Below are 21,824 nucleotides of genomic sequence, written 5' to 3'. Positions count from 1 at the left end.
GACTGCTTGCAGGCCTACGCCGGGGGTGGTTCCGGCCTGACAATGGGGAATTTACATCAAACCATACGGTTAAACATAAATCTCCGCCCGACCGGAAGGTTGCACAGGCCCAGCCTCCCGCAACGAAGGCCCGGTACCGCTCGGTATTCGATCCGGGCTGCAACTACCCCGTCCCCCGCAGCCTGCGGATGCGAAACCTGATTTTTAACATTACATCATACATTTCGACTCCGGTACGGTATCCTTTTTGCAGAGAGTACGGTACGTCGGCAACAAATCGCAAAAACATGACCACTAAAATCGCATTTTTCGGAGCCAAACCCTACGACCGGGAGTCGTTCGACCAGGCTAACGAAGCCTTCGGCTTCGATATCCGCTATTACAAGGGACACCTGACGGAAGAGAGCGCCGTACTGGCCAAAGGGGCGGCCGCAGCGTGTATCTTCGTGAACGACACGGCCGACGCTGCCGCCATCCGTGCCCTGAAAGAACAGGGTGTACCGTTGATCGCGCTTCGCTGCGCCGGATTCAACAACGTGGACCTCGACGCGGCGGCACGGAACGGGATCGCCGTCGTGCGGGTACCGGCCTATTCGCCCTATGCCGTGGCCGAACATGCCGTAGCCCTGATGCTGGCCCTCAACCGGAAAATCCATCGGGCTTACTGGCGCACACGGGACGGGAATTTCTCGCTCCACGGCCTGATGGGATTCGACATGCACGGCAAAACTGCCGGTATCGTAGGCACCGGTAAAATCGCCCGAATACTGATCCGGATCCTCCGGGGATTCGGTATGGAGGTATTGGGATACGACCTCTACCCGGACGAGCGGTTCGCACGGGAAGCAGGCATGACTTACGTTCCGCTCGACGAGCTGTACGAACGTTCGGACATCGTTTCGCTGCACTGCCCCCTGACCGAACAGACGCGTTACATGATCGACGAGGAATCCATCGGCCGCATGAAGCCGGGCGTGATCCTCATCAATACGGGGCGCGGACAGCTGATCCGCACCAACGCCCTGATCGAAGGCCTCAAAGAGAAACGGATCGGTGCCGCCGGGCTGGATGTGTACGAAGAGGAGGGGGAATATTTCTACGAAGACAAGTCGGACAAGATCATCGACGACGACACGCTGGCCCGCCTGCTGTCGTTCAACAATGTGATCGTCACCTCGCACCAGGGGTTCTTCACGCGCGAGGCGCTGGCCAATATCGCCGAAACGACGCTCGCGAACATCCGGGACTTTACGGACGGGAAAACGCTCGCGAACGAGGTGAAAGGAAGCAAATAAGAGCCTGTTTAAAACTGTTGCCGGCCGAAAAACAAACGGTGTAAATGACGATAGGAATTTATTTGGGTAACTATATGCGACTTTACCCGGAATCGGGAAACGATCTTCCCAACCGGCCCTGCGGTGCCGCTCGGCACAAGGGGACCGGGGTTCTTTTCTGCTCAAGGAGGCGGGCGCGAGCCGAAATATACTGAGAATCAAGTATACATATAAACTTAGGGTAAAGTCGGATATAATTACCTTCATTTTTTTCGCCGGAAATTTGGAAACTCGGAAATTTTGCCTACCTTTGCACTGCAATCGAAAAACGACGGTGCCATAGCTCAGTTGGTAGAGCAAAGGACTGAAAATCCTTGTGTCCCTGGTTCGATTCCCGGTGGCACCACTTTTCGGAAAAAAGACCCTTGAATATCAAGGGTCTTTTTTTTCGGGTAATGCGCCGGGTTCCGTATCTTGTCCGGAAATCCGCACAAAGTCTGACCGATGGCACGAACATTCGCCGACCGCATCATCGCATTCAACCGCAGTCTGGATTATCCGGACGGTCTTCCGGCAGGATTCCGGGTCGTAAACCCGTTTCGCGAAAATCCGGAGACAGTACAGGCTATGGAAAGATTCTACCGAAAATATTACGACGATGCGCAACCGCGCCGCTTCATCGTCGGAATCAACCCCGGCCGGCACGGAGCCGGCGTGACCGGGATCCCGTTCACCGACACCAAACGGCTGGAAAGCGTCTGCGGCATTCGTATGGAATCGGAGCGTTCCCACGAAGTGTCGTCCGTTTTCATCTACGACATGATCGCCGCATATGGCGGGGCCGAGATTTTTTACCGGAATTTTTACATCAATTCGCCTTTCCCGCTGGCGATCGTCCGGGAAACCGCGGATGGCAAGCGACTGAACGCCAATTATTACGATACGTCAGATCTGTTCCGGGCGACGGAAAATTTCATGATCGCTTCGTTGCGGGAACAGGTCGGTTTCGGTTTGGATACCTCCGAAGTTTTCGTCCTCGGCCGGAAAAATGCGGATTGCATCGACCGGATGAACCGCAAAGCCGGACTGTTCGGCCGCCTGACCGTATTGGAACATCCGAGGTATATCGAACAGTATAAGTCCAAAGAGAAACGGGAGTATATCGACAAATATATCCGTGCACTGGGCGGCCCGGAACAGATCTGAAAAAGCCGCAGGCAATCATAAGTAAGTATTGCCCAAAACCGGAAAAATCTCTTGAACAGCCCTCCGAATCCGAGCGGGACGCCATGTCGATTTTGATTGTATGGCTAAACATGAGTTTCCGCATCAGCGGGTAGCCCGCAGCCTCCCGCAGTGGAGGTTTAGTGCCGACCGGCATACGATCCAAACCGTAACTGCTCGCTTTCGCTGGCTTCGGACCAGGAAAACATACGCGCAGGCAGTCGGATAACTGTAGGTTTACAAAGTATTCCCGGTTTTTTACATTGGTGTCGAAGTACGGACAGAGGCTGCCGACCCGGGAATGTGCGATTTTTTTGCTTACTTTTTTGGTCGCGCAACCGACGCAGCAGCCGAGAGCCATCGGGCTTGCACGAATGGCTGAGGCGCCAGGAGGAACCGAGCAGCGTACCGAGGCCAGAGGCCGTTTACGGACTATGGCGAGGCAGCGCGAGGAAGCCACAGGCAAACCGTAGGTAAAAAAGTAAGTGCCCCGCCGGCATGAGGCGTGCGGCACAGCCGGTGTCCCCGCGGCATGAGCGGGTGAAGAAAAAAAATAAACGCCCGTCAGCGAAAGACATACAATTAATCCTACGGTTAAACCATTTTGCCCATTCGGCTTTACGCCCACCCCCCGAAGCCGCAAAAGCGGCTTGGGCGCGAAAGCCGGCGATTCGGAAGAATCGCATGAATAAAAAACGGTACGGTTAATTTGCAGACTAAAGCCTGGAGCCAGCGAGGGCAAAACCGTAGGTTGCAGCCCTACGCCGGGGGTGGCTCCGGACTGACTAAGGAGAACATGGCGATTAACCATACAGTTAAAATATAAGTTTCCGCATTAGCGGGCGGGCCGGACGCCTCCCCCACGGGAGGCCGGTGCCGCCCGGCACTCGAACCGGACTGTGCTCCTCCCCTGCCCTCGCTGGTTCCGCGATGTAGCCTGCGAATAAAAAACACGATGTTTTATGCAGAAACCCCAAGAGCGACCTGCGCCCCTCCTGGGAATGGCCAATATTCCGGGACATGGCGCCCTACGGTATCGCAAAGCCGATCGGGAGACCGTCCGTCTTGCGATAATATCCGTATATGCTTACCTCCGGAATCATTCCAGCGAAGCGTAATAATCGTACAGGGCGACCTGCGAACGGACACGTTCCGCAACCGGAATTTCCTCTCCGTCGCCCCGGTAACGGTTCGACAGCGGATCCTGCAAATCGCGCGCCTTCACATTATCGTGCCACTGGATCGAAAAGACCTTTTTCAGTACGGCCTGTATTTGCTTGTCCAAAATCGGAACGATCACCTCCACCCGCCGGTTCAGGTTCCGCGTCATCCAGTCCGCGCTGCCGATAAAGACTTTTTCCTTGCCTCCGTTGCAGAAGATGAAAAGCCGCGCATGTTCCAGATATTTGTCCACAATGCTGATTCCCCGGATATTTTCGCTGATCTCCTCCACGCCCGGCATCAGACAGCACGCCCCCCGGATAACGAGCCGCACCTTGACACCCGCCGCGCTCGCCTTGTAGAGCCGCTGGATGATCTTCTCGTCCGTCAGGCTGTTGCATTTCGCATAGATATACGCCTTTTTCTTCCGGCGGGCGTTGTCGATCTCCGCGTCGATCAGCTCCTCGAAACTTTTGCGCATGTTGAACGGCGATACGAGCAGTTGCCGCGTATCCATATGCTTGTAGCTCGTTTGCAGGAATTCGAATACCTGCCGCGCGTCTTCCGCGATCTGCGGGTTGGCCGTAAAAAGCGAAAAGTCGCTGTAAACGCCCGCCGTGTCTTCGTTGAAATTGCCGGTACCCACGTGCACGTATCCCTTGATCTTCGATCCTTCGCGTCGCTCTACCAATACCAGTTTGCTATGCACTTTCAGCCCCTCGATACCGTAGATCACCTTGATTCCGGCCTGCCGGAGCGTCTCCGCGTTCTCGATGTTGCGTTCTTCGTCGAAACGCGCCAGCAGCTCCATGAAAACGACGACCTTCTTGCCGTTCTTCGCCGCGTTGATAAGCGCCCGGATGATCTTCGAGCGGTCGGCCGTGCGGTAAAGTGTCATGCTGATACCCGTCGTTTTTGGGTCCATCGCCGCCTCGCGCAGGAAGTCGATGAAATGGTTGAACGTATAGTAGGGGTAATTGAGCAGGATGTCCTGCCGGCGGATCACGTCGATGATGCTCGAAAAGGGCCGGATGGCCGGATGCCGCAGCGGTACCGGGTTGCGGTACTCCAGCTCCGGCGCGACCTTCGGGAATTTCATCAGGTCGCGCATCAGGTGGTACCGTCCGCCGGGGCTGACATTGTCGCCGGCTTTGAGGCCCAGTTTGGCCGTGAGGGTCTCCAGCAGGTCGGCCGGCATCTTCTTGTCGTACACCATGCGTACCGGCCGGCCGTGCTTGCGTTTGTCGATCCCCTGTTCCATCTTTTCGACGATGCTTTTATTCACGTCGTCGTCCAGCGACATCTCCGCATCGCGCATGAACTTGAACGCGTAGGCTTCGATCCGGTCGTAATCGAACATGAAGAACACTTCGTCCAGACACAGGCGGATGATGTCGTCCACGAAGATGATTTCCGTCCGCCCCTCCGCCGAGGGCGGTAGCACGATGAAACGCGGCAGCGTGGCCGTGCCCGGAATCTCGACGACCGCGTAACGCACCGTCTGTTTGGGACCGGGACCGGTCATCCGGACGGCATGGTAAATGCGGCCGTCGCGCAGGAAAGGCAGTTTCGTGCTTTTGCGTACCAGAAGGGGTACCAGCAACGGGCTGATCCGGTCGGCGAAATAGTCCCGGCAGAAAGCCGCCTGGCGGTCGGTGAGCTTCGTTTCGTCCACGATGAATATCCCGTGGCTTTCCATCTCGGCGAGAATCTCCCGGTAGGTTTGTTCGAACGTGCGCTGCAATCCGTTGAGGCGGTCGTATATCCTGCCCAGCAGGGTTTCCAGCGTGTCGCCGCCCTGCATCTCTTTGGTGCGCGCTCCGCGCAGTAGCATCATCCGTTCGAGGTTGGCCACGCGCACTTTGAAAAACTCGTCCTGATTGTTGGAATAGATACCCAGAAACCGCAGCCGCTGGAGCAGCGGTACGCTGCGGTCCTGCGCTTCCTGCATGACGCGTTCGTTGAAGGAAATCCAGCTTAATTCCCTGTTGTACAGCATAATGAATCCGTTTTCGTTTCTTCCGACAAAGGTAAGGTACAAAAAAGCCGCCAAACAGGAGACGGTGTTAAAGAATTGTTATATCTACGTCTGGCCAATATTCCCCAATAATGGGGAGGCGGAATCCGGCTTATCCCCATAAAGAGGGATAGAGCAGACGGACGGAAACCGCTAACTTTGCACGTCGAGGGCGATGATCCGCGGTTGCTGCCGACGGCGGGGAATGCCGTTGCACCCGGCTTTCATTATCTTTGTCCTCCGCTAACGATGATTATGGAAAACGAGAATACATGCCGACGCTTGTCGGAATTATCTACCGCCGAGAGCGGCGTCATCACGAAAGTGCTCGGCCACGGGTCGTTCCGTAAACGTATTACGGAGATGGGATTCATCCGCGGCAAACGGGTGACGGTGATTAAAAACGCTCCGTTTCTGGATCCCGTCGAGTATGAAATCATGGGGTACCATATCGCCCTGCGGCGCAGCGAAGCGGAACTGATCGAAGTGACGGAAGACCGGGGTACGGACGAAACTGCCGCCCGTCCGCCGGTACAGGTGATCCGGGAAGACGAGACGGCCAACCGGTTCCGACACGAAGCCGGAAGAACGATCAACGTGGCGCTGGTGGGGAATCCCAACTGCGGCAAAACGTCGCTGTTCAACCTCGCCAGCGGTTCGCACGAGCGGGTGGGCAACTACAGCGGAGTCACGGTCGAGGCCAAAGAGGCCACGGCGCACCGTGGCGGTTATACCCTGCGGCTGGCCGACCTGCCGGGCACCTATTCGATCACGGAATATACGCCGGAGGAGCTGTACGTGAGGCGGCATATCCTGGAACAGATGCCGGACGTGGTGGTCAATGTGGTGGACGCCTCGAACCTCGAACGCAACCTGTTCCTGACCACCCAGCTGATCGACATGAACCTGAAAGTGGTGATCGCCCTGAACATGTACGACGAACTGACGGCCAGCGGCGCGAAGTTCGACTACGAAGCGCTGGGACGCATGATCGGGATTCCGATCGTGCCGACCGTCGCTTCCAAAGGCGAAGGGATCGACGGGTTGTTCGACCGCGTGATAGCGGTGTTCGAAGACAACGAACCGACGGTACGCCACATCCATATCAATTACGGGGAAGACATCGAACGAAGTATCTCCACGCTCCAGAACCTGATCTGGCAGGACTGCGACATCGTGGCGCACTATTCGTCGCGCTACCTGGCCATCAAGTTGCTCGAAGGCGACCGGGATACGCTCCGGTTGCTAGAGGGAACTGCCAATTTCGGAAAGATCGAAGAGACGGTCGCCCATGAAACGGCGCGGCTGGAGAAATTCTACAACGACCGGGCGGAAACGGTGATCGCCAATGCCCGGTACGGTTTTATCGCCGGGGCGCTGAGCGAGACCTTTACGCCGGGCACGGCCGACAAGAACCGCAAGGCCGCCCGCATCGACCGCATCATGACCCATAAAATATGGGGATTCCCGATCTTCCTGCTGCTGATGTGGGCGATGTTCCAGATTACTTTTTCGTTGGGCGAGATTCCGATGGGGTGGATCGAAAACGGCGTCGAATGGCTCGGCGAATGGGTTTCGGAGGCCATGCCCGACGGGTCGCTGCGCGACCTGCTGGTGGACGGGGTCATCAGCGGCGTAGGCGGCGTGATCGTCTTCCTGCCCCAGATACTGATTCTTTTCTTCTTCATCTCGTTGATGGAGGATACCGGTTATATGGCCCGTACGGCGTTCCTGATGGACCGCTTCATGCACCGTATCGGGCTGCACGGCAAGTCGTTCATCCCGCTGCTGATGGGGTTCGGATGCAACGTGCCGGCCATCATGGCCACGCGGACGCTCGAAAGCCGCAAAGACCGGATACTGACCATGCTGATTATGCCGTTCATGTCGTGCTCGGCGCGTTTGCCGGTCTATGTGCTGCTGATTTCGGCCTTTTTCCCGGACGGGCAGGGGCTGGTGCTGATGTCGGTTTACGTGATCGGCATCCTGGTCGCCGTGCTGTCGTCGTTGGCGCTCAAACGAATCCTGTTCCACAAGGAGGAGGCGCCGTTCGTCATGGAGCTGCCGCCTTACCGCATACCGACCGGGCGCAGCGTGGTGCGGCACATGTGGAGCAAAGGTTCGCAATACCTGCGTAAGATGGGGACGGTGATCCTGGTAGCGTCGATCCTGATTTGGGCGTTGGGCCACTATCCGCGGCCGAGCGAAGCGCAGCAGGCGGCGATGGCCTCTTCGCCGGAAGCAGCGGCGGAATGGCAGGCCGAAAATTCGTATATCGGACGGCTGGGGCATGCTATCGAACCGGCGATCCGGCCGTTGGGATTCGACTGGAAGATCGGAGTAAGCCTGCTGAGCGGTCTGGCGGCGAAAGAGATCGTGGTGAGTACCATGGCTGTGCTGAACAATCCGGTTGCCGAGGTCTCGGCGGATTCCGCTGCGACGGCCGACGGTCCCGGAGGGGCGGCTTTAACGAAAGAAGCGGCGGTATCGGACGATACGGGCGGCGATGACGAAGAGGTGGACGGTATGTTGGTACGCAGCCTGCAATCGCAGCGTTACGCGTCGGGCCCGAAAGCCGGGGAGCCTGTCTATACGCCGCTGGTGGCTTACGGGATGATGATCTTCATCCTGCTCTATTTCCCGTGTATCGCCGCGATCGCGGCGATCCGCAAGGAGGCGGGATGGAAGTGGGCGGTATTCACGATGTTTTATACCACGGGTCTGGCCTGGGTGGTTTCCTGCGCGATCTACCAGATCGGATCGCGCGTTTTCGGAGGATAGCGACTTATGAATCAGGATACGCTCGTATTGATTATCGTTGCCGTGTGCGTCGCGGTGGTTGTATGGCGGATCGTGCGGCGGGCGCGAGGACGCCGGGGCGGCTGCGGTTGCGGCTGTTCCGACGGTTCGGGACGGCGGGGAAGCGGTTGTTGCGGCTGTCCGTCGGACAACCTCGGAAAGAGAGGGAAATAGTTTTTCGGAGCATTGCCGTTGCTGTTTGTCGGACCAGTCCTCTTTACAGGGCCGGTCTTCTGCGGTTTTCGGTGTCGGGCCGCTGTCGTTTCCGATGCGGTATCGGGAGTATCCGGCCTGCGGTCGTGCCGATCCGAAGCCTCCGTTATCCTCCGGGGATGTATGGGGGCAAATATCCGGGTACAGGTTTGTTGGCATCGCGAATGCCCCGCTGTTTTCCTTACGGATATTGCCCGCGCAGGGCACAGGTCGATTCCGCTCAGGTTCGTTACCGGGCGGTACCGACTCCCCGGATAAAACGGGATAAAATCGTATAGTTACCTGAAAAAGTGATATGGGAAAGGAATCGTCGCCGCATATCGGCATCTACGGAGTGGCCAATGCCGGCAAAAGTACTCTGCTGAACCGCCTGACCGGACAACAGAGCGCGATCGTGTCGCCCCAGGCGGGCACGACCGCCGATCCGGTGAGGCGGTCGTTCGAGATCGCAGGTTACGGCCCGGTAGTCTTTATCGATACCGCGGGAATCGACGATACGGCCTCGGAACTGGGGCGGCTCCGGGTGCGAAAAACCTGGCAGACGCTGACCGAAGTCGATCTGGCGATCGTATTGCTGGTCGGCAGCGAACCTTCCCCGGCGGAAAGGCACCTGTTGGATACCGTCCGGGCGAACGATGTCCCGGCGTTGGTGCTGCCTGAACGGGCGGCGAACCTCTCGACGGACGAAATCCTGCGACGGGTGCGGGAAAGTATGCCGGAATCGTCGCAGTCGGTTCCCCCGTTTTTCGGAGAACGTCCGATCGCCGCAGGAGACGTGCTCGTTTTCGTCTGCCCGATCGACAGCGCGGCTCCGGCCGGCCGTCTGATCCTTCCCCAGGTACAGGCGCTCCGGGCGGCGCTGGACGCAAGAGCGGTAGCGGTAACGGTACAGCCCCCGCAGTTGCCGGAGGCGCTGGAGATGTACGCCCCCCGCTTAGTCGTAACCGACAGCCAGGCGTTCAGGGAAGTCGTCGCCATGGTCGGGAAACACCGTCCCCGGACGGAGGTTACCTCGTTCAGCGTCCTGCTGGCGGAACAGAAAGGGGACAAGGCGGTTTATACGGAAGGGCTGAAAGCGGTGGACGTTCTGAAACCCGGCGACCGGGTGTTGATTATCGAAAACTGTTCGCATCAGGCGACATGCGACGACATCGGACGCGCCAAAATACCCGGTTGGCTGCGGGAATATACGGGTGTCGGCGACCTGCGGTTCACGTTCGTCAGCGGTCGCGATCCGCTCCCGGCCGAGTTGTACGCGGTGCCCGGCTATTTCGCGCTGGCGGTACAGTGCGGCGGGTGCGTATCGACACGGCGGATGATCCAGTCCCGTATCCATGCGGCCCGGCGGAGCGGGGTGCCGATTACCAATTACGGCATGCTGATACGGAAATTGCAAGTACGAGGGTAGAGTTATATATACTTTGTATTTCTTTTACACCACCTGCGCTTTCGGCTCGCATCGCCCTCTCCGACGGCCGGAAACCGTCCGGTCAGAGCCGGTCGGGGCAATCGCTGCCGAACACGTTCAATATATCAAAATATAATCGGGACTCGGTAAAATCATCGGTTTCTCAGCACCTATCACTCCGTTCGCCGGCCGATCCTTTTTAGCCCGCACACGCCGATCGATTGCCCTCTATCCGGACTCCCCCGTCCGTAAAACGGCCGGAAAAGCCGGACAGTTACAGCCAGGTCACCTCGAGCGGCTTTTTGTCGATGTAATTCGAGAACCGGAAAGCCGGCACGCCCAACGCCATCCCGGCCTGTATTTTACGTCCTTTCAGCTCCAGCAAGGCATCGAATTTCCCTTTGCGGTCCTGTTCGACGGCCGAGCAGACGAACCCCGTATAGAATTGGGCGATACCGAGACTTTCGGCCATCAGCGACCCGTTTTCGTAAGCGAGGTTGGCATCCGCCTTTCCGAACCGCACTTCGGGCGGCGTGTGGATGAACAACACGGCGGCAGCCCCCCGCAGAACCAGATCGTTGCCTTTGGCCTGCTCATCGAGCAGGCGGTGGAACGTCGGCAGATAGCGATAGACTTGCGGCAACAGCCGTTTCAGGAGCGGTCTGAGCAACGGATTCTCCAATTTGCGCAGTACGCTGTCGTAGATGTCGAGCGTCAGGTTGGTGATCCGCCGCAGTTTCTCGGGATCGGTCACCACCGTGAAAGCCACCTGCTGCATGTTGCTGGCCGTAGGCGCACGGTGGGCCGCTTCGACGATCTGCTCCAGCTTCTCGCGGGGCACGGGTTCCTTGACGAAAGCCCTGTTCGAACGCCGCGCCTTGCACAGCAACATCACCTGTTCCGGCGAGGGAAGCGTTCCTCTTTCGATCGGATGCACCGTCCCGGCCGGGAAAGCCGAATGGCGCACCGAAGCGGTCGGGCAAGCCGCCACGCAGTGCCCGCAGACGATGCAATTCGCCGTGTGCTGCGTCCCGACCGCCCCGCGGGGTTCGGACTGAGTGAAAATACGGGACGGGCAGACAGCCACGCAACGGCCGCAGCGAACGCAGCTGACTTCGTTGATATCGAGAATGATCTCCATAGACATGTTTTTGTGGGTCGGTAAAGATAATCAAATAACGGATGACGAGGGCCGGTTGGTATCCGGGAAATGCCTAACTTGCGGTTATGATATGGGAAACGACGGACATAACGAGGGATAACGGAGAACCTGCGGCGGCATCGGCTCCGGTGATCGTATCGGCCAGTCGCGCTACGGACATTCCGGCTTTTTACGCCGACTGGTTTTTCGGACGGCTGCGGGCCGGTTATTCCGCGTGGATAAATCCGTTCAACGGAAAACGGACTTATGTGTCTTACTGCAAGACTCGGTTAATCGTCTTTTGGTCGAAAAATCCGGAACCGCTGCTCGACTGTCTGCCGCAGCTGGACGAACGGCATATCCACAGCTACATCCAGTTCACGCTGAACGATTACGAACGAGAGGAATTGGAACCCGGCGTACCGGCACTCTCCCGACGCATGGATGTTTTCCGTCGGCTGGCCGATCGGCTGGGGAACAGCCGGGTAATCTGGCGTTTCGATCCGCTGATCCTGTCCGACCGGACGGGGGTAACGGACTTGCTGGAAAAGATTTCGGCGATCGGCGACCGCTTGAAAGGGTATACGGAAAAGCTGGTGTTCAGTTTTGCGGACATCGCCGCTTACCGCGGCGTGAAGGCCCGGTTGTCGGGGACGCGCGGCGGCTGGCGGGAATTCGACGAGGCGGAGATGCGCCTTTTCGCCAGCGAACTGGCCGCCCTGAACCGTTCGTGGGGCTTCGAATTGTCTACGTGCGGAGAACGGATAGACCTCTCTCCGTTCGGGATCGGCCGCAACCGCTGTATCGACGACGAACTGATGATCCGGCTGTTCCCGCAGGACGAAACGCTGATGCGTTTCCTCGGCTGGCCGGAGCGGTATCGTTCTGCGTCGGCGTCCCGCCCGAACCCGAACCGGGACAAGGGCCAGCGCGAATGGTGCGGTTGCATACGAAGCAAAGACATCGGCGCCTACGGCACGTGCCGGCACGGTTGTCTCTATTGCTATGCGGCCCGCCGAAGCGGGCGGCCGGGACGTTGCGGTCTCCGTTCGGAGGGGTACCGGCCGGAGGCTTTGCAGGATGTGCTGCCCGGGCGTTCAATAAAGACGATCATGTAAATTGAAAGAATTATACGGCTTCGTCTCGTTTTATCCGGAAAGTCGCAAATTATTGCCCGATCATTAAACCTCACGGTTCATCGTATTGGCCGGGATGCTTGAGACCGCCGGAACTCTCTGCGACTTTACCTGAAATCATCCGCATACCATAATGATTTCTATACGCGCTTAATACAACAAACGAATAGCCGGAGGACGATAATAGCTCGCGGCTTGCGTTGCCTTTGACGGCTGAAAACTGTCAGAGGCGGAAAAGCTAAGACGGTTTACTACCGTACAGTACCGGCTGGTCCGAATATCCGCCTCCTTCAATCCGCATGGCATGCGGTCTCCCGCGCCGAACAACGGACAGACCGATCGAAGAATCACCGCCGGGATCCGTCAACTGCTTACCTCATGAAAAAACGGCGCCCCGCCAGGCATACCGTCCGCAAACCCGGACAGTCATGCACGCGGAGCGCCGCACCCCATACGAATATTTTTAAGAATAATTATTTATATAGGTTCATACCTCGGCTGAATAATAAGTCAAATACCATGCCACCGGCCCGCCGGTTGCAGAAAACGAGCCTGTACGGAACATCACGGCGCTGAAATCGGTATCTTTGCAGCGTTACAAACGGAAAACAAAACATGATTACTTTCCTGATCTGCCTGGGATTGCTCATCGCCTCCTATTTCACCTATGCCCGTTACCTCGAACGCCGGTTCGAGATGGATCCTGCGGCCGAAGTCCCCTCCGAAACCCTCCGCGACGGCGTCGATTACCTGCCGCTTCCGGTCTGGAAGACCTTTTTGATCCAACTGCTGAACATCGCCGGTCTCGGTCCCATCTTCGGGGCATTGCTGGGGGCCATGTACGGCCCTGTCGCTTTCGTGTGGATCACCGTCGGCTCGATCTTTATCGGAGCCTTGCAGGATTACGCCAGCGGCATGATTTCGCTCAAGGAAGGCGGTCTCAGCTTCCCGGAAATCGTCGGCAAATACATGGGCATGACCGTGCGTCAGGTGATGCGCGCCTTTACCCTGTTCCTGATGATACTGGTCGGAGCCGTCTTTATGGTAGGGCCGGCCGGTATCCTCGAAGGATTCACCGGCCTCACGCAGTCCGTATGGGTCTGGATCATCCTCGTCTATTATGTCCTCGCCACCCTGCTGCCCATCGACAAGATCATCGGCCGCTTCTACCCGGTCTTCGGGGCGGCGTTGTTCATCATGGCTTTCGGTATCCTCGGCGTGCTGATCTTCGGGCCGTACCGGATACCGGACCTTTCGGCCTCGTCGTTCGGCAATTTCACGGCCAACCCGGCGGGCCTGCCGATCGTACCCACGCTTTTCATCACCATCGCCTGCGGCGCGGTATCGGGATTCCACGCCACGCAGTCGCCGATGATGGCGCGGTGCATCACCAACCAGAGGCAGGGGCGTCCGGTCTTTTTCGGCGCTATGATTTCGGAAGGCGTCATCGCCCTGATCTGGGCAGCGATCGGAATGGCATTCTGGAACGGTACGGAAGGCCTGAGCGCGGCTCTGGCCGAGCACGGTAACAATGCCGCATGGGCGGTCGATATCATCACCAACACGACGTTGGGGAAAGCCGGCGCTTTCCTGGCCCTGCTGGGGGTGGTCGCCGCGCCGATCACCAGCGGCGACACCGCGTTCCGCTGTGCGCGGCTCATCGCTGCGGATTTCCTTCACATGGAGCAGAAACAGCTCCGCAAACGGCTCTATATCTCGGTACCGATCTTTCTGGTTGGAGTGGCGATTACGTTGATGCCGTTCGACGTGATCTGGAAATATTTCGCATGGGCCAACCAAGTGCTGGCGGCGATTTGCCTGTGGACGGTAACGGTTTACCTGGGCGTGCGGCGGCAACGCTGGATCATCGCTTTCCTTCCGGCCGCGTTTATGACTTTCATCGTATCGTTTTATATCTTCATCGCCGAAGAGGGGCTGCATCTGCCGTATTATACCGGGCTGGCCGTAGGAACAGCCCTGACAGCTGCGATCGTGGGAGTAATGGCGTGGTATCTGCGCTCGGTGCGGCGTGGGCGAATCGCGATCTGAGCCGGCAGGATATGAAAGCGGTACGGGGCGGCCGAAAAGGGCCGCCCCGTACCGCTTTTAGGAAATAACCATATACGTTTATCTAAAACCGTTTGGGTAAAGCATGTTAATCGTACGGTTAAATGGCAAGGATATACTTTGCGACCTTTCGGTCGGGCGGAGATTTATGTTTAACCGTATGGCTAATTCTATCGGCCGGAGCCAGTGTGGACTGTTTGCAGGCCTACGCCGGGGTGGTTCCGGCCTGATAATGGGAAATTTACATAAAACCATACGGTTATTTTTCATTCGGGTCGGGCGCACGGGAGGCCACGAGTAGTTATAGCCCGGCTGGAGTGCCCAGCAACACCGGGCCTCCCGTGGGAAGGCTTCCGGCCCGCCCGCTGACACGGAAACTTATATTTTAACCGTACCTTTTCGAATCCCGCCGTACCGGTTTTGTATGGCAAACGGTCGTATCCGTCTTCCGGTCGTCCGACTGTACTTTCCTGTGCGGTTATCGTCGTGATTCCCGACAGTCGGGCACCGATCCCCGGCTGCCCGAAACCGAGCCGACACTCCTTTACGCTATCCGGTTGCGAGTCCGGCGGCATAGGGGATGCAGAGACCGCAGACGCACGGTTATTTTCCGCTTGTTTTCGCCCGGGCATATTGTGCCGGCCATTTCATATCCTCATACAGTTCGGATGCGGCATGGAGCGGGAAATAAGGATCTCGTAAGAATTCTCGTCCCATCAGGATCAGGTCCGCCGCATCCGCTTCGAGAATTTCCTCGGCCTGTCCGGCTGTCGTAATCAACCCTACCGCCCCGGTTTTCATGCCGGTTTCGCGGCGGATACGCGCCGCGAAAGATACCTGATAGCCCGGTCCGGACGGAATTCTGGCATACGGCACCAATCCGCCGCCCGATACGTCGATCAGGTCTACGCCGTATTGTTTGAGCAAGTCGGCCAGCTCGACCGATTGTCCGATGTCCCAGCCTCCGTCCGCCCAGTCGGTCGCCGAAATGCGTACACAGAGCGGCAACGAGTCCGGAATGGCTTCGCGTACGGCCCGGACTGTTTCCAGCACGAGCCGCGCGCGGTTTTCGAAACAGCCGCCGTATTCGTCTGTGCGGCGGTTCGACAGAGGGGAAAGAAATTCGTGGAGCAGATAGCCGTGCGCCGCGTGGATTTCGATGATCCGGAATCCGGCTTCGACGGCACGCCGGGCCGCGCCAGCGAAGTCGCAGGCCACCAGCTTCGCCTCCTGGGCGGTCAGCGCCCTCGGAGCCGGCATATGGTCGCTGAACGGAATAGCCGAAGGAGCTACGGTACGCCAACCGCCGTCCTGTGCAGACAAGTAACGGCCGCCTTTCCATTCGGAGGCGATGCTTCCTTTACGGCCGGCATGGGCCAACTGGATACCCGCGGCACAGCCCTGGGCTTCGATAAAAGAGGCGATGCGGCGCAGCGCCGGAATATGGGCGTCGTCCCACAGGCCGAGATCGTCGGGCGTGATGCGTCCTTCGGGCCGTACGGCCGCGGCTTCGACGATGACGAGTCCCGCGCCGCCCACGGCGCGGCTTCCGTAGTGCACCAGATGCCAATCGTTGGCATATCCGCTTTTGGCGGAGTATTGGCACATGGGGGATACGGCGATCCGGTTCCGGAGGGTAACGGCCCGCAATGCGAGCGGAGAAAAAAGTTTGGTCGGCATGATGCGTTCGGTTGATAAACTATGCGTTACCGATTGCACATTTCATGCCGCAACGGGAATCAGCGGGCGTTTTCGATCAACAGCCGGTAATAAATGTCGGCACTGTATTGCCGTCTTGCCCGTTCCCGGCCGCAGCGTCCCAGTTCGTCGGCCAGCCGCGGCTCGTCGGCCAGCCGCGAAAGACAGGCGGCCAGCGCAGAGGCCGATCCGGACGTATAAACGGCTCCGCACCTCCCGTAATCCACGATCTGAGGCAGCCCGGCCAGGTCCGGTACGACGACCGGGGCGCCATAGTACATCGCTTCGACCACGGCCAACGGGAAACCTTCGTACCACCGGCTCGTCACCGCTACGGCCAGCGCTCCGGCGTAAAGGTCGGCCAACTCCTCTTTGTTTAACTGGCCGAGCATCCGCACGTTTGCCGGTATTTCCGGCAACCGGTATCCGTCGGCCGGCTGCCCCGCCACGCGGAATTCGAGGGCGGGCAGCAGGCGGGCCGCTTCGAACAGCAGGTCTGTCCCTTTTTCCCGGTTCAGTCGCCCGGCATAGGCGATATAGCGTCCGGATCGGAGGGGTAATTCTCCGGACGTTCCGGTCGCGGGCAGGGGCATCGATGCCGGGTCGATACAGTTCGGGATCACGGCGAAACGGTCGGCCGGGATGCCGGTATAACGGCTCAATACGTCGCGCTGAAAGTCCGAGAGGGCGAGGAACCGATCCACGTTATGCGGGAAATATCTTTCGGTGCGGCTCCACCACCCGCGCAGAGCGTAGCCGAAACTTCCGGCAAGGCTTCCTTCGCACCGGCGGGCGAAGCAGTTCCATTCGCGCCCGGCGCTTTGTCCGCACCGCTCGCAGATGCCGCCATTCGTGTAGAATATGCCGGTCGGACATACCAACCGGTAGTTGTGCAGGGTCATCAGCACGCGGACGCCGTTTTTTTTCAGTACGGGCAATACGGCGGGGGAGATGACGGGGTACAGATTGTGGATGATCGCCGTATCGGGCCGCTCTTTTCGGACGAGTTCCCGAATTTCGCGCACGGAACGGCGGTTGTACAGGGCGGAAAAAAGCGAGGCGAACCGTCCGAACCGCCAGTTCCGTATCTCGTCGTAGGACCGTTCGTACATCACGACGCTGTGTCCGCGGCTTTCGAGCAGGTGCCGTTGGAAGGCGACGACGCCTTCTTCGCCGCCGCACCGGCTGTACCGGTTATGTACGATCAGAAATTTCATCCCATTCGCAAAGATAGGTCTTTTTCATTGTGTTCGGGTGCTTGTTTCGCCTCCGGGTTGCCTGAGGGTTTTCTCCTTGCGCCTCGGACATTCGAACGGATTCGATGGCGCCCGGAGATTGCGTCGATTCTTCGTGCTATCTCGTCAATGTCCGTAAAAGGTCTCGGGGCTCAGTATGCCGCTCGTTTTCCTTTTACCGCTTACCCCAGCCCGCGAACGGTCTCTGGATTTGCCGGCAGTGTCGGTTTTGAAAAAAAGTACGGTTAAATGATAGGGATATGTTTGCGACCTTCAGGTCGCGCGGGCCGCAGCCTCCCGCAGCGGAGACCCGCTCACTCGCACAGCTCGTTCCCGGTCCCCGCAGGCTGCGCCCCTCGGCAAACAACAGGACTGTTAATCGTATATTCGCAGCTCACCGCTATACTCGTTTATCGGGAAAAGGTTACCGACCCGGGAATGTGCGATTTTCCGATCCGACGGGAGTCGGGAGCGGGGAATCGCATTCCCGGCGACTTTTTGCTTACTTTTTTGGTCGTGCAAAAAAGTAAGTGCCCGTCGGCATGAGACGTATAGAAAAGAGTGCCCCGCGGTATGAGCGTGCGAAAAAACAAACGCCTGTCGGAGAAAGCTATACAATTGAACCTACTGTGCAGTTTGCAGGCAAAGACCGGAACCGGCGTGGACGACGAATGTCGATTTTCGCTACGCTCGTTTTATCGCATTCGATCAGATGCCGATCCGAAAGGATCCGTGCAGGTCGCATATGCCGAAAAACTTTCGTGCTTCCGCCTCCTCTGTTCTGGAAGGGCGGTTATACCGAGGCGGCAATCAGGTATCGTTCCATTTCGCCTTCCGCCGCATACAGCTCTTCCCACCGGGCATCGTCCGGCAGGTCGAACGCCACGCACGCCGCATCCCCCTTGCGCATCAGGTATTCTCCCGCCGGGACTCCCGTCAGCGACGCCAGCAGTTCCGATACCGCCGGATTATGGCCCACCGCCATGGCGCAGGAGACTTCGTCCGGGAGAGAGCGGACGATCGTATCGAGATAAACGGCAGGGCCTCCGCGATACAACTCCGCAGTCTCCGCATACCGCTCGGCTCCGACACCCAGCACGCTGGCCCATATCCGGGCCGTCTGCGCCGCCCGCGGCGCCGCGCTGGAAACGATCCGTTGCGGGAAGACGACCTCCGGCAACGCCGCGAAATGTTCCGCGACGGCCCGGACACGCTCCTCCCCCGCGGGAACGAGCCGTCGTGCGAAGTCGCTGCCGGCCTCGAAAGAAGATTGGGCCGCGCCGTGACGGACGATATAGAGTCTTTTCATAACCTATATCAAAGTATATAATCGGAAAACGGAAAAATAAGTCCGGCCCGCTCCGGTTCCGAGAGGCGGGCGAATGGAAAATGTCAGGCCCTGGGGTCAGAAATCTTCAGCGCCATGGCCGCCAGCATCGCCACACCGTAGGGAATCGCGCGTTCGTCGGCCACGAACGCCGCATTGTGGAGCGGCGTTTCGCATTCCACGCCCCAGCGGAAGAATACCGACGGATAGCGCACCGAATAGGAACCGAAATCTTCGGCCGTCATACGCCGCGGAATATCCGCGAAAGCGCCCTCTCCGAAAGTTTCGCCGATAACATCCCGCGCCACGGCCGTCAGTCTTTCGTTATTCAATACGCACGGATAGCCTACCAGCAGATCGACTTCCGCCGTGCAACCGTAAGCGGCGGCCGTATGTTCCGCCACCTCGCGGATGCGCCGGTGCGCCTGCGTCCTCCACTCCTCGTCCATCGTGCGGAATGTCCCTTCGATCTCCACCTTGTCCGGGATGATATTGGTCGCTCCGTCGGCGATCACCCGCCCGAAGGACAGCACGGACGGCGTGAATGCGTAATTGTTGCGGCTGACGATCTGCTGCATCGCCACGATCATGGCCGAAGCGGCCAGCACCGGGTCTTTCAGCAGATGCGGCAGGGCGCCGTGTCCTCCCTGGCCATGCACGACGATATGGATCTCGTCCGTCGAAGCCATGAAAGTACCGCTCCGCACCCCGATTCGCCCCACTTCCAGTTCCGGCGACACATGCCCGCCCACGAACGCCCGCGGCTCCATGCCGTCGAACACCCCCTCCTTCAGTACCAGGGAGGCCCCCCCCGGCCAAAGTTCCTCGCCCGGCTGGAACAATCCCAGGACCGTTCCTTCGAACCGCTCCCGGCGCTCGTTCAGTAAGACTAAAGCACCCAGCAGCGCGGCCGTGTGCATGTCGTGCCCGCAGGCATGCATCGCCCCGTTCGTGCAGGCGAACGGCAACCCCGTCGCTTCGGCGATCGGCAGCGCGTCCATGTCGGCCCGCAGGACGACCGGATGCCGCGCATCGGCCGTGCGGCCGTCGATACGGGCCAGTACGCCTGTCCCGGCCACCTCTTCATACGGAATATCGTACTGGTCCAGCACCCGGCGGATCAGGGCCGAAGTCCAGTGTTCCTCGAACGAAAGCTCCGCGTTCCGGTGTATCTCCCGCCTCCACTGCGTAACTTGTGCCGCGAGCCTTTGCGCGGCCTCAAAAATACCGTTGTCCATAAGTGTCGCTAAGGTACGTATTTTTCTCCGTTCAGATTCCCGAAAACAGCAGTGCGGCTGCCGCCGCTCCGCACAACGGCCCCAGAACGGGAATCCACGCATAACTCCACCGGCTGCTCCCTTTCGTCCCCATCGGCAGCAATGCGTGCATCGCGCGCGGGGCCAGATCCCGGGCCGGATTGATGGCATAGCCGGTGGTACCGCCCAACGAAAGACCGATCGCCCACACGATGAAAGCGACGGGCAGCGCGCCCACGGAGCCGAGGCCGACCGGTAATGTCGTACCGTCGTCCGGAAGGGTCAGATTGCCGTCGGAGATGTAAAACACGGAGAAGATCAGCACGAAAGTGGCGATCATTTCGCCCGCGAAATTGAACCGCCGGTCGGCGATGGCTGGCGAAGTGCAAAACAGGTCCAGCTTCGAGGCCGGATCCTCCGTTGCTTTCAGATGCGCGTAGTAGAACAACCAGACGAGCGCGGCTCCGGCGGCCGCTCCGATCAGCTGGGCGGCGACGTAGCCGGGCACGGCGCTCCACGCGAACTGGCCGGTGAGTGCGAATCCGAGCGTTACGGCAGGGTTGAGGTGCGCGCCGCTGAAAGGGCCGGCGACGACCACGCCGACGAAAACGGCGAGCGCCCAGCCCGTCGTGATGACGATCCATCCGCCGCCGCGGCCTTTGGTGCGTTCGAGCACGACATTGGCCACGACGCCGTTGCCGAGCAGGATCATAAGCAGGGTGCCGAGCAGCTCGGCGACAAAAGGTGTCATGACATCGGTCTTTTCAGGGTTGCGCGGTATGGTTTGTTCCGGGCAGGAAGGGCGGACGGCCGATGCCGCAGGCTGCATACCGGCTTAAAAAAATTCTTTCCGGAACCGGTAATCGCCGCGCAGCTCCTCGAACCGTTCGGGCGTTGCTCGCAACGCCGCGTCGTCGGTCCCTATATCGTAATAATCCGGCATACAGGCGGCGATTCCGTCCCAGGTCAGGTCTGTCCGGGGACACTGTGCCGGCAAGCCGGCAGGATACCAGTCCCCGGATATGGGCAGATTCAAAAACGATGCCACCGTACGCACCGTCATCGCCGTCCCCATCGCTTTGCCCTGCAACGAATAGCCTGCGATGTGCGGCGTGGCTATCGCCGCCGCCGACAACAACTCCCGGTCGATCTGCGGCTCGCGGTTCCACACGTCGATCGCCGCGCGCGACACGCGGCCGCTGCGCAGCGCCTCCTTCAACGCCGCGTCGTCCACCGCCTCGCCCCGCGAACTGTTCAGGAAAACCGCGCCCGGCTTCATGGTCTCGAAGAATTCGCGGGAGGCCATTCCCCGCGTCGTATCGTCCAGCAGGACATGCATCGTGACGACATCCGCCCGTTTCAGAAGTTCGGGCAGCGCTACGAAACGTTCCGTTCCCGGTTCCGCACGCCGTACGCGCGGAGGATCGCAGCAGACGACATCGAAACCGACCGTCTCCGCCGCCTCGCGGACGGCGGTTCCCACGTTGCCCGCACCGACGATGCCCAGCGTGGCGCCTTCCGGCCTCGCCCCCAGGGCCAGCAGAGCGGCGAACACCCATTGCAGCACGCCCCGCGCGTTGCATCCGGCCGCCGTAGCGACCCGGATTCCCCGGCTGCGGCAATAGTCCGTGTCGATATGGTCATAACCGATGGTAGCCGTGGCGATCAGCCGTACCCGGCTGCCGGCGAGCAACGCCGCGTCGCATCGCGTCCGGGTACGGACCACCAGTATATCCGCGTCCTTCGCGGCCGCGGCATCTATTTTTGCGCCGGGACGGTACGCCACCTCGGCGTACGGCTCGAACACGCCCCGTATAAAAGGGATCTTATCGTCGATTACGATTTTCATACTCCCAAATGTACTACTT

15 protein-coding genes and 1 tRNA gene are annotated in these 21,824 nt (G+C 59.1%); 8 read left to right on the top strand and 8 right to left on the bottom strand.

Annotated features, from left to right (window positions below; genetic code table 11):
• Positions 1 to 287 precede the first annotated feature (287 nt).
• From RIKMI_RS0108905 to RIKMI_RS0108895, 3 genes are all read left to right on the top strand, one after another.
• Positions 288 to 1,295: a 2-hydroxyacid dehydrogenase gene (locus tag RIKMI_RS0108905; RefSeq protein ID WP_027291328.1), complete on the top strand. Its 1,008-nt coding sequence runs from the start codon at positions 288 to 290 to the stop codon at positions 1,293 to 1,295.
• Between the two features lie 312 nt (positions 1,296 to 1,607).
• A tRNA-Phe gene (locus RIKMI_RS0108900) sits at positions 1,608 to 1,680 on the top strand.
• Positions 1,681 to 1,778: 98 nt separating this feature from the next.
• Positions 1,779 to 2,480: an SMUG2 DNA glycosylase family protein gene (locus RIKMI_RS0108895; RefSeq protein ID WP_027291327.1), complete on the top strand. Its 702-nt coding sequence runs from the start codon at positions 1,779 to 1,781 to the stop codon at positions 2,478 to 2,480.
• 1,117 nt (positions 2,481 to 3,597) lie between these two features.
• Here the strand turns inward: RIKMI_RS0108895 and ppk1 are convergent.
• A complete protein-coding gene (gene ppk1 / locus RIKMI_RS0108890) occupies positions 3,598 to 5,658 on the bottom strand; it encodes a polyphosphate kinase 1 (protein ID WP_027291326.1) in 2,061 nt (686 codons plus the stop codon).
• A gap of 273 nt (positions 5,659 to 5,931) precedes the next feature.
• On the opposite strand from ppk1, the gene feoB reads away from it, so the two are divergent.
• The 3 genes from feoB (at position 5,932) to RIKMI_RS13590 (ending at position 10,096) form a co-directional block, all read left to right on the top strand.
• The gene (gene feoB / locus RIKMI_RS0108885; RefSeq protein WP_027291325.1) at positions 5,932 to 8,457 is read left to right on the top strand and encodes a ferrous iron transport protein B; all 2,526 of its coding nucleotides are present in this window, start codon (positions 5,932 to 5,934) and stop codon (positions 8,455 to 8,457) included.
• Between the two features lie 6 nt (positions 8,458 to 8,463).
• A complete protein-coding gene (locus RIKMI_RS14645) occupies positions 8,464 to 8,649 on the top strand; it encodes a FeoB-associated Cys-rich membrane protein (protein ID WP_084135242.1) in 186 nt (61 codons plus the stop codon).
• Between the two features lie 334 nt (positions 8,650 to 8,983).
• Positions 8,984 to 10,096: a GTPase gene (locus RIKMI_RS13590; RefSeq protein ID WP_037291769.1), complete on the top strand. Its 1,113-nt coding sequence runs from the start codon at positions 8,984 to 8,986 to the stop codon at positions 10,094 to 10,096.
• A gap of 274 nt (positions 10,097 to 10,370) precedes the next feature.
• Here the strand turns inward: RIKMI_RS13590 and RIKMI_RS0108870 are convergent, their stop codons facing one another.
• Positions 10,371 to 11,237, bottom strand: a complete 867-nt coding sequence (locus RIKMI_RS0108870) for a nitroreductase family protein (RefSeq protein WP_027291324.1) — start codon at positions 11,235 to 11,237, stop codon at positions 10,371 to 10,373.
• An 86-nt stretch (positions 11,238 to 11,323) separates the two neighbouring features.
• On the opposite strand from RIKMI_RS0108870, the gene RIKMI_RS13585 reads away from it, so the two are divergent.
• The gene (locus RIKMI_RS13585; protein ID WP_051214449.1) at positions 11,324 to 12,355 is read left to right on the top strand and encodes a DUF1848 domain-containing protein; all 1,032 of its coding nucleotides are present in this window, start codon (positions 11,324 to 11,326) and stop codon (positions 12,353 to 12,355) included.
• A gap of 633 nt (positions 12,356 to 12,988) precedes the next feature.
• Positions 12,989 to 14,422 carry a carbon starvation CstA family protein gene (locus RIKMI_RS0108860; RefSeq protein WP_027291323.1) on the top strand — a complete coding sequence of 478 codons (1,434 nt, stop codon included), beginning with the start codon at positions 12,989 to 12,991 and terminating at the stop codon, positions 14,420 to 14,422.
• 621 nt (positions 14,423 to 15,043) lie between these two features.
• Here the strand turns inward: RIKMI_RS0108860 and RIKMI_RS0108855 are convergent.
• The 6 genes from RIKMI_RS0108855 to RIKMI_RS0108830 form a co-directional block, all read right to left on the bottom strand.
• The gene (locus RIKMI_RS0108855) at positions 15,044 to 16,120 is read right to left on the bottom strand and encodes an NADH:flavin oxidoreductase/NADH oxidase (RefSeq protein WP_027291322.1); all 1,077 of its coding nucleotides are present in this window, start codon (positions 16,118 to 16,120) and stop codon (positions 15,044 to 15,046) included.
• 59 nt (positions 16,121 to 16,179) lie between these two features.
• Positions 16,180 to 17,355: a glycosyltransferase family 4 protein gene (locus RIKMI_RS0108850; RefSeq protein ID WP_027291321.1), complete on the bottom strand. Its 1,176-nt coding sequence runs from the start codon at positions 17,353 to 17,355 to the stop codon at positions 16,180 to 16,182.
• Between the two features lie 811 nt (positions 17,356 to 18,166).
• Positions 18,167 to 18,682, bottom strand: coding sequence for a SixA phosphatase family protein (locus RIKMI_RS13580; RefSeq protein ID WP_051214448.1), 516 nt, complete (start codon positions 18,680 to 18,682; stop codon positions 18,167 to 18,169).
• A gap of 83 nt (positions 18,683 to 18,765) precedes the next feature.
• Positions 18,766 to 19,938: a M20 metallopeptidase family protein gene (locus RIKMI_RS0108840; protein WP_027291320.1), complete on the bottom strand. Its 1,173-nt coding sequence runs from the start codon at positions 19,936 to 19,938 to the stop codon at positions 18,766 to 18,768.
• A 31-nt stretch (positions 19,939 to 19,969) separates the two neighbouring features.
• Positions 19,970 to 20,707 (bottom strand): MIP/aquaporin family protein, encoded by a 738-nt coding sequence (locus tag RIKMI_RS0108835; RefSeq protein ID WP_027291319.1) that lies wholly within the window; start codon positions 20,705 to 20,707, stop codon positions 19,970 to 19,972.
• A gap of 84 nt (positions 20,708 to 20,791) precedes the next feature.
• Complete coding sequence (locus RIKMI_RS0108830) at positions 20,792 to 21,805, bottom strand: 4-phosphoerythronate dehydrogenase (RefSeq protein WP_027291318.1); 1,014 nt, start codon at positions 21,803 to 21,805, stop codon at positions 20,792 to 20,794.
• Positions 21,806 to 21,824: the final 19 nt, after the last annotated feature.

The sequence above is a fragment of the Rikenella microfusus DSM 15922 genome, assembly GCF_000427365.1.
In the GTDB taxonomy this organism is placed as follows: Bacteria; Bacteroidota; Bacteroidia; order Bacteroidales; family Rikenellaceae; genus Rikenella; species Rikenella microfusus.
Note: the sequence above shows the minus strand (reverse complement) of the source record. Positions and strands in the feature narration are given on the sequence as shown.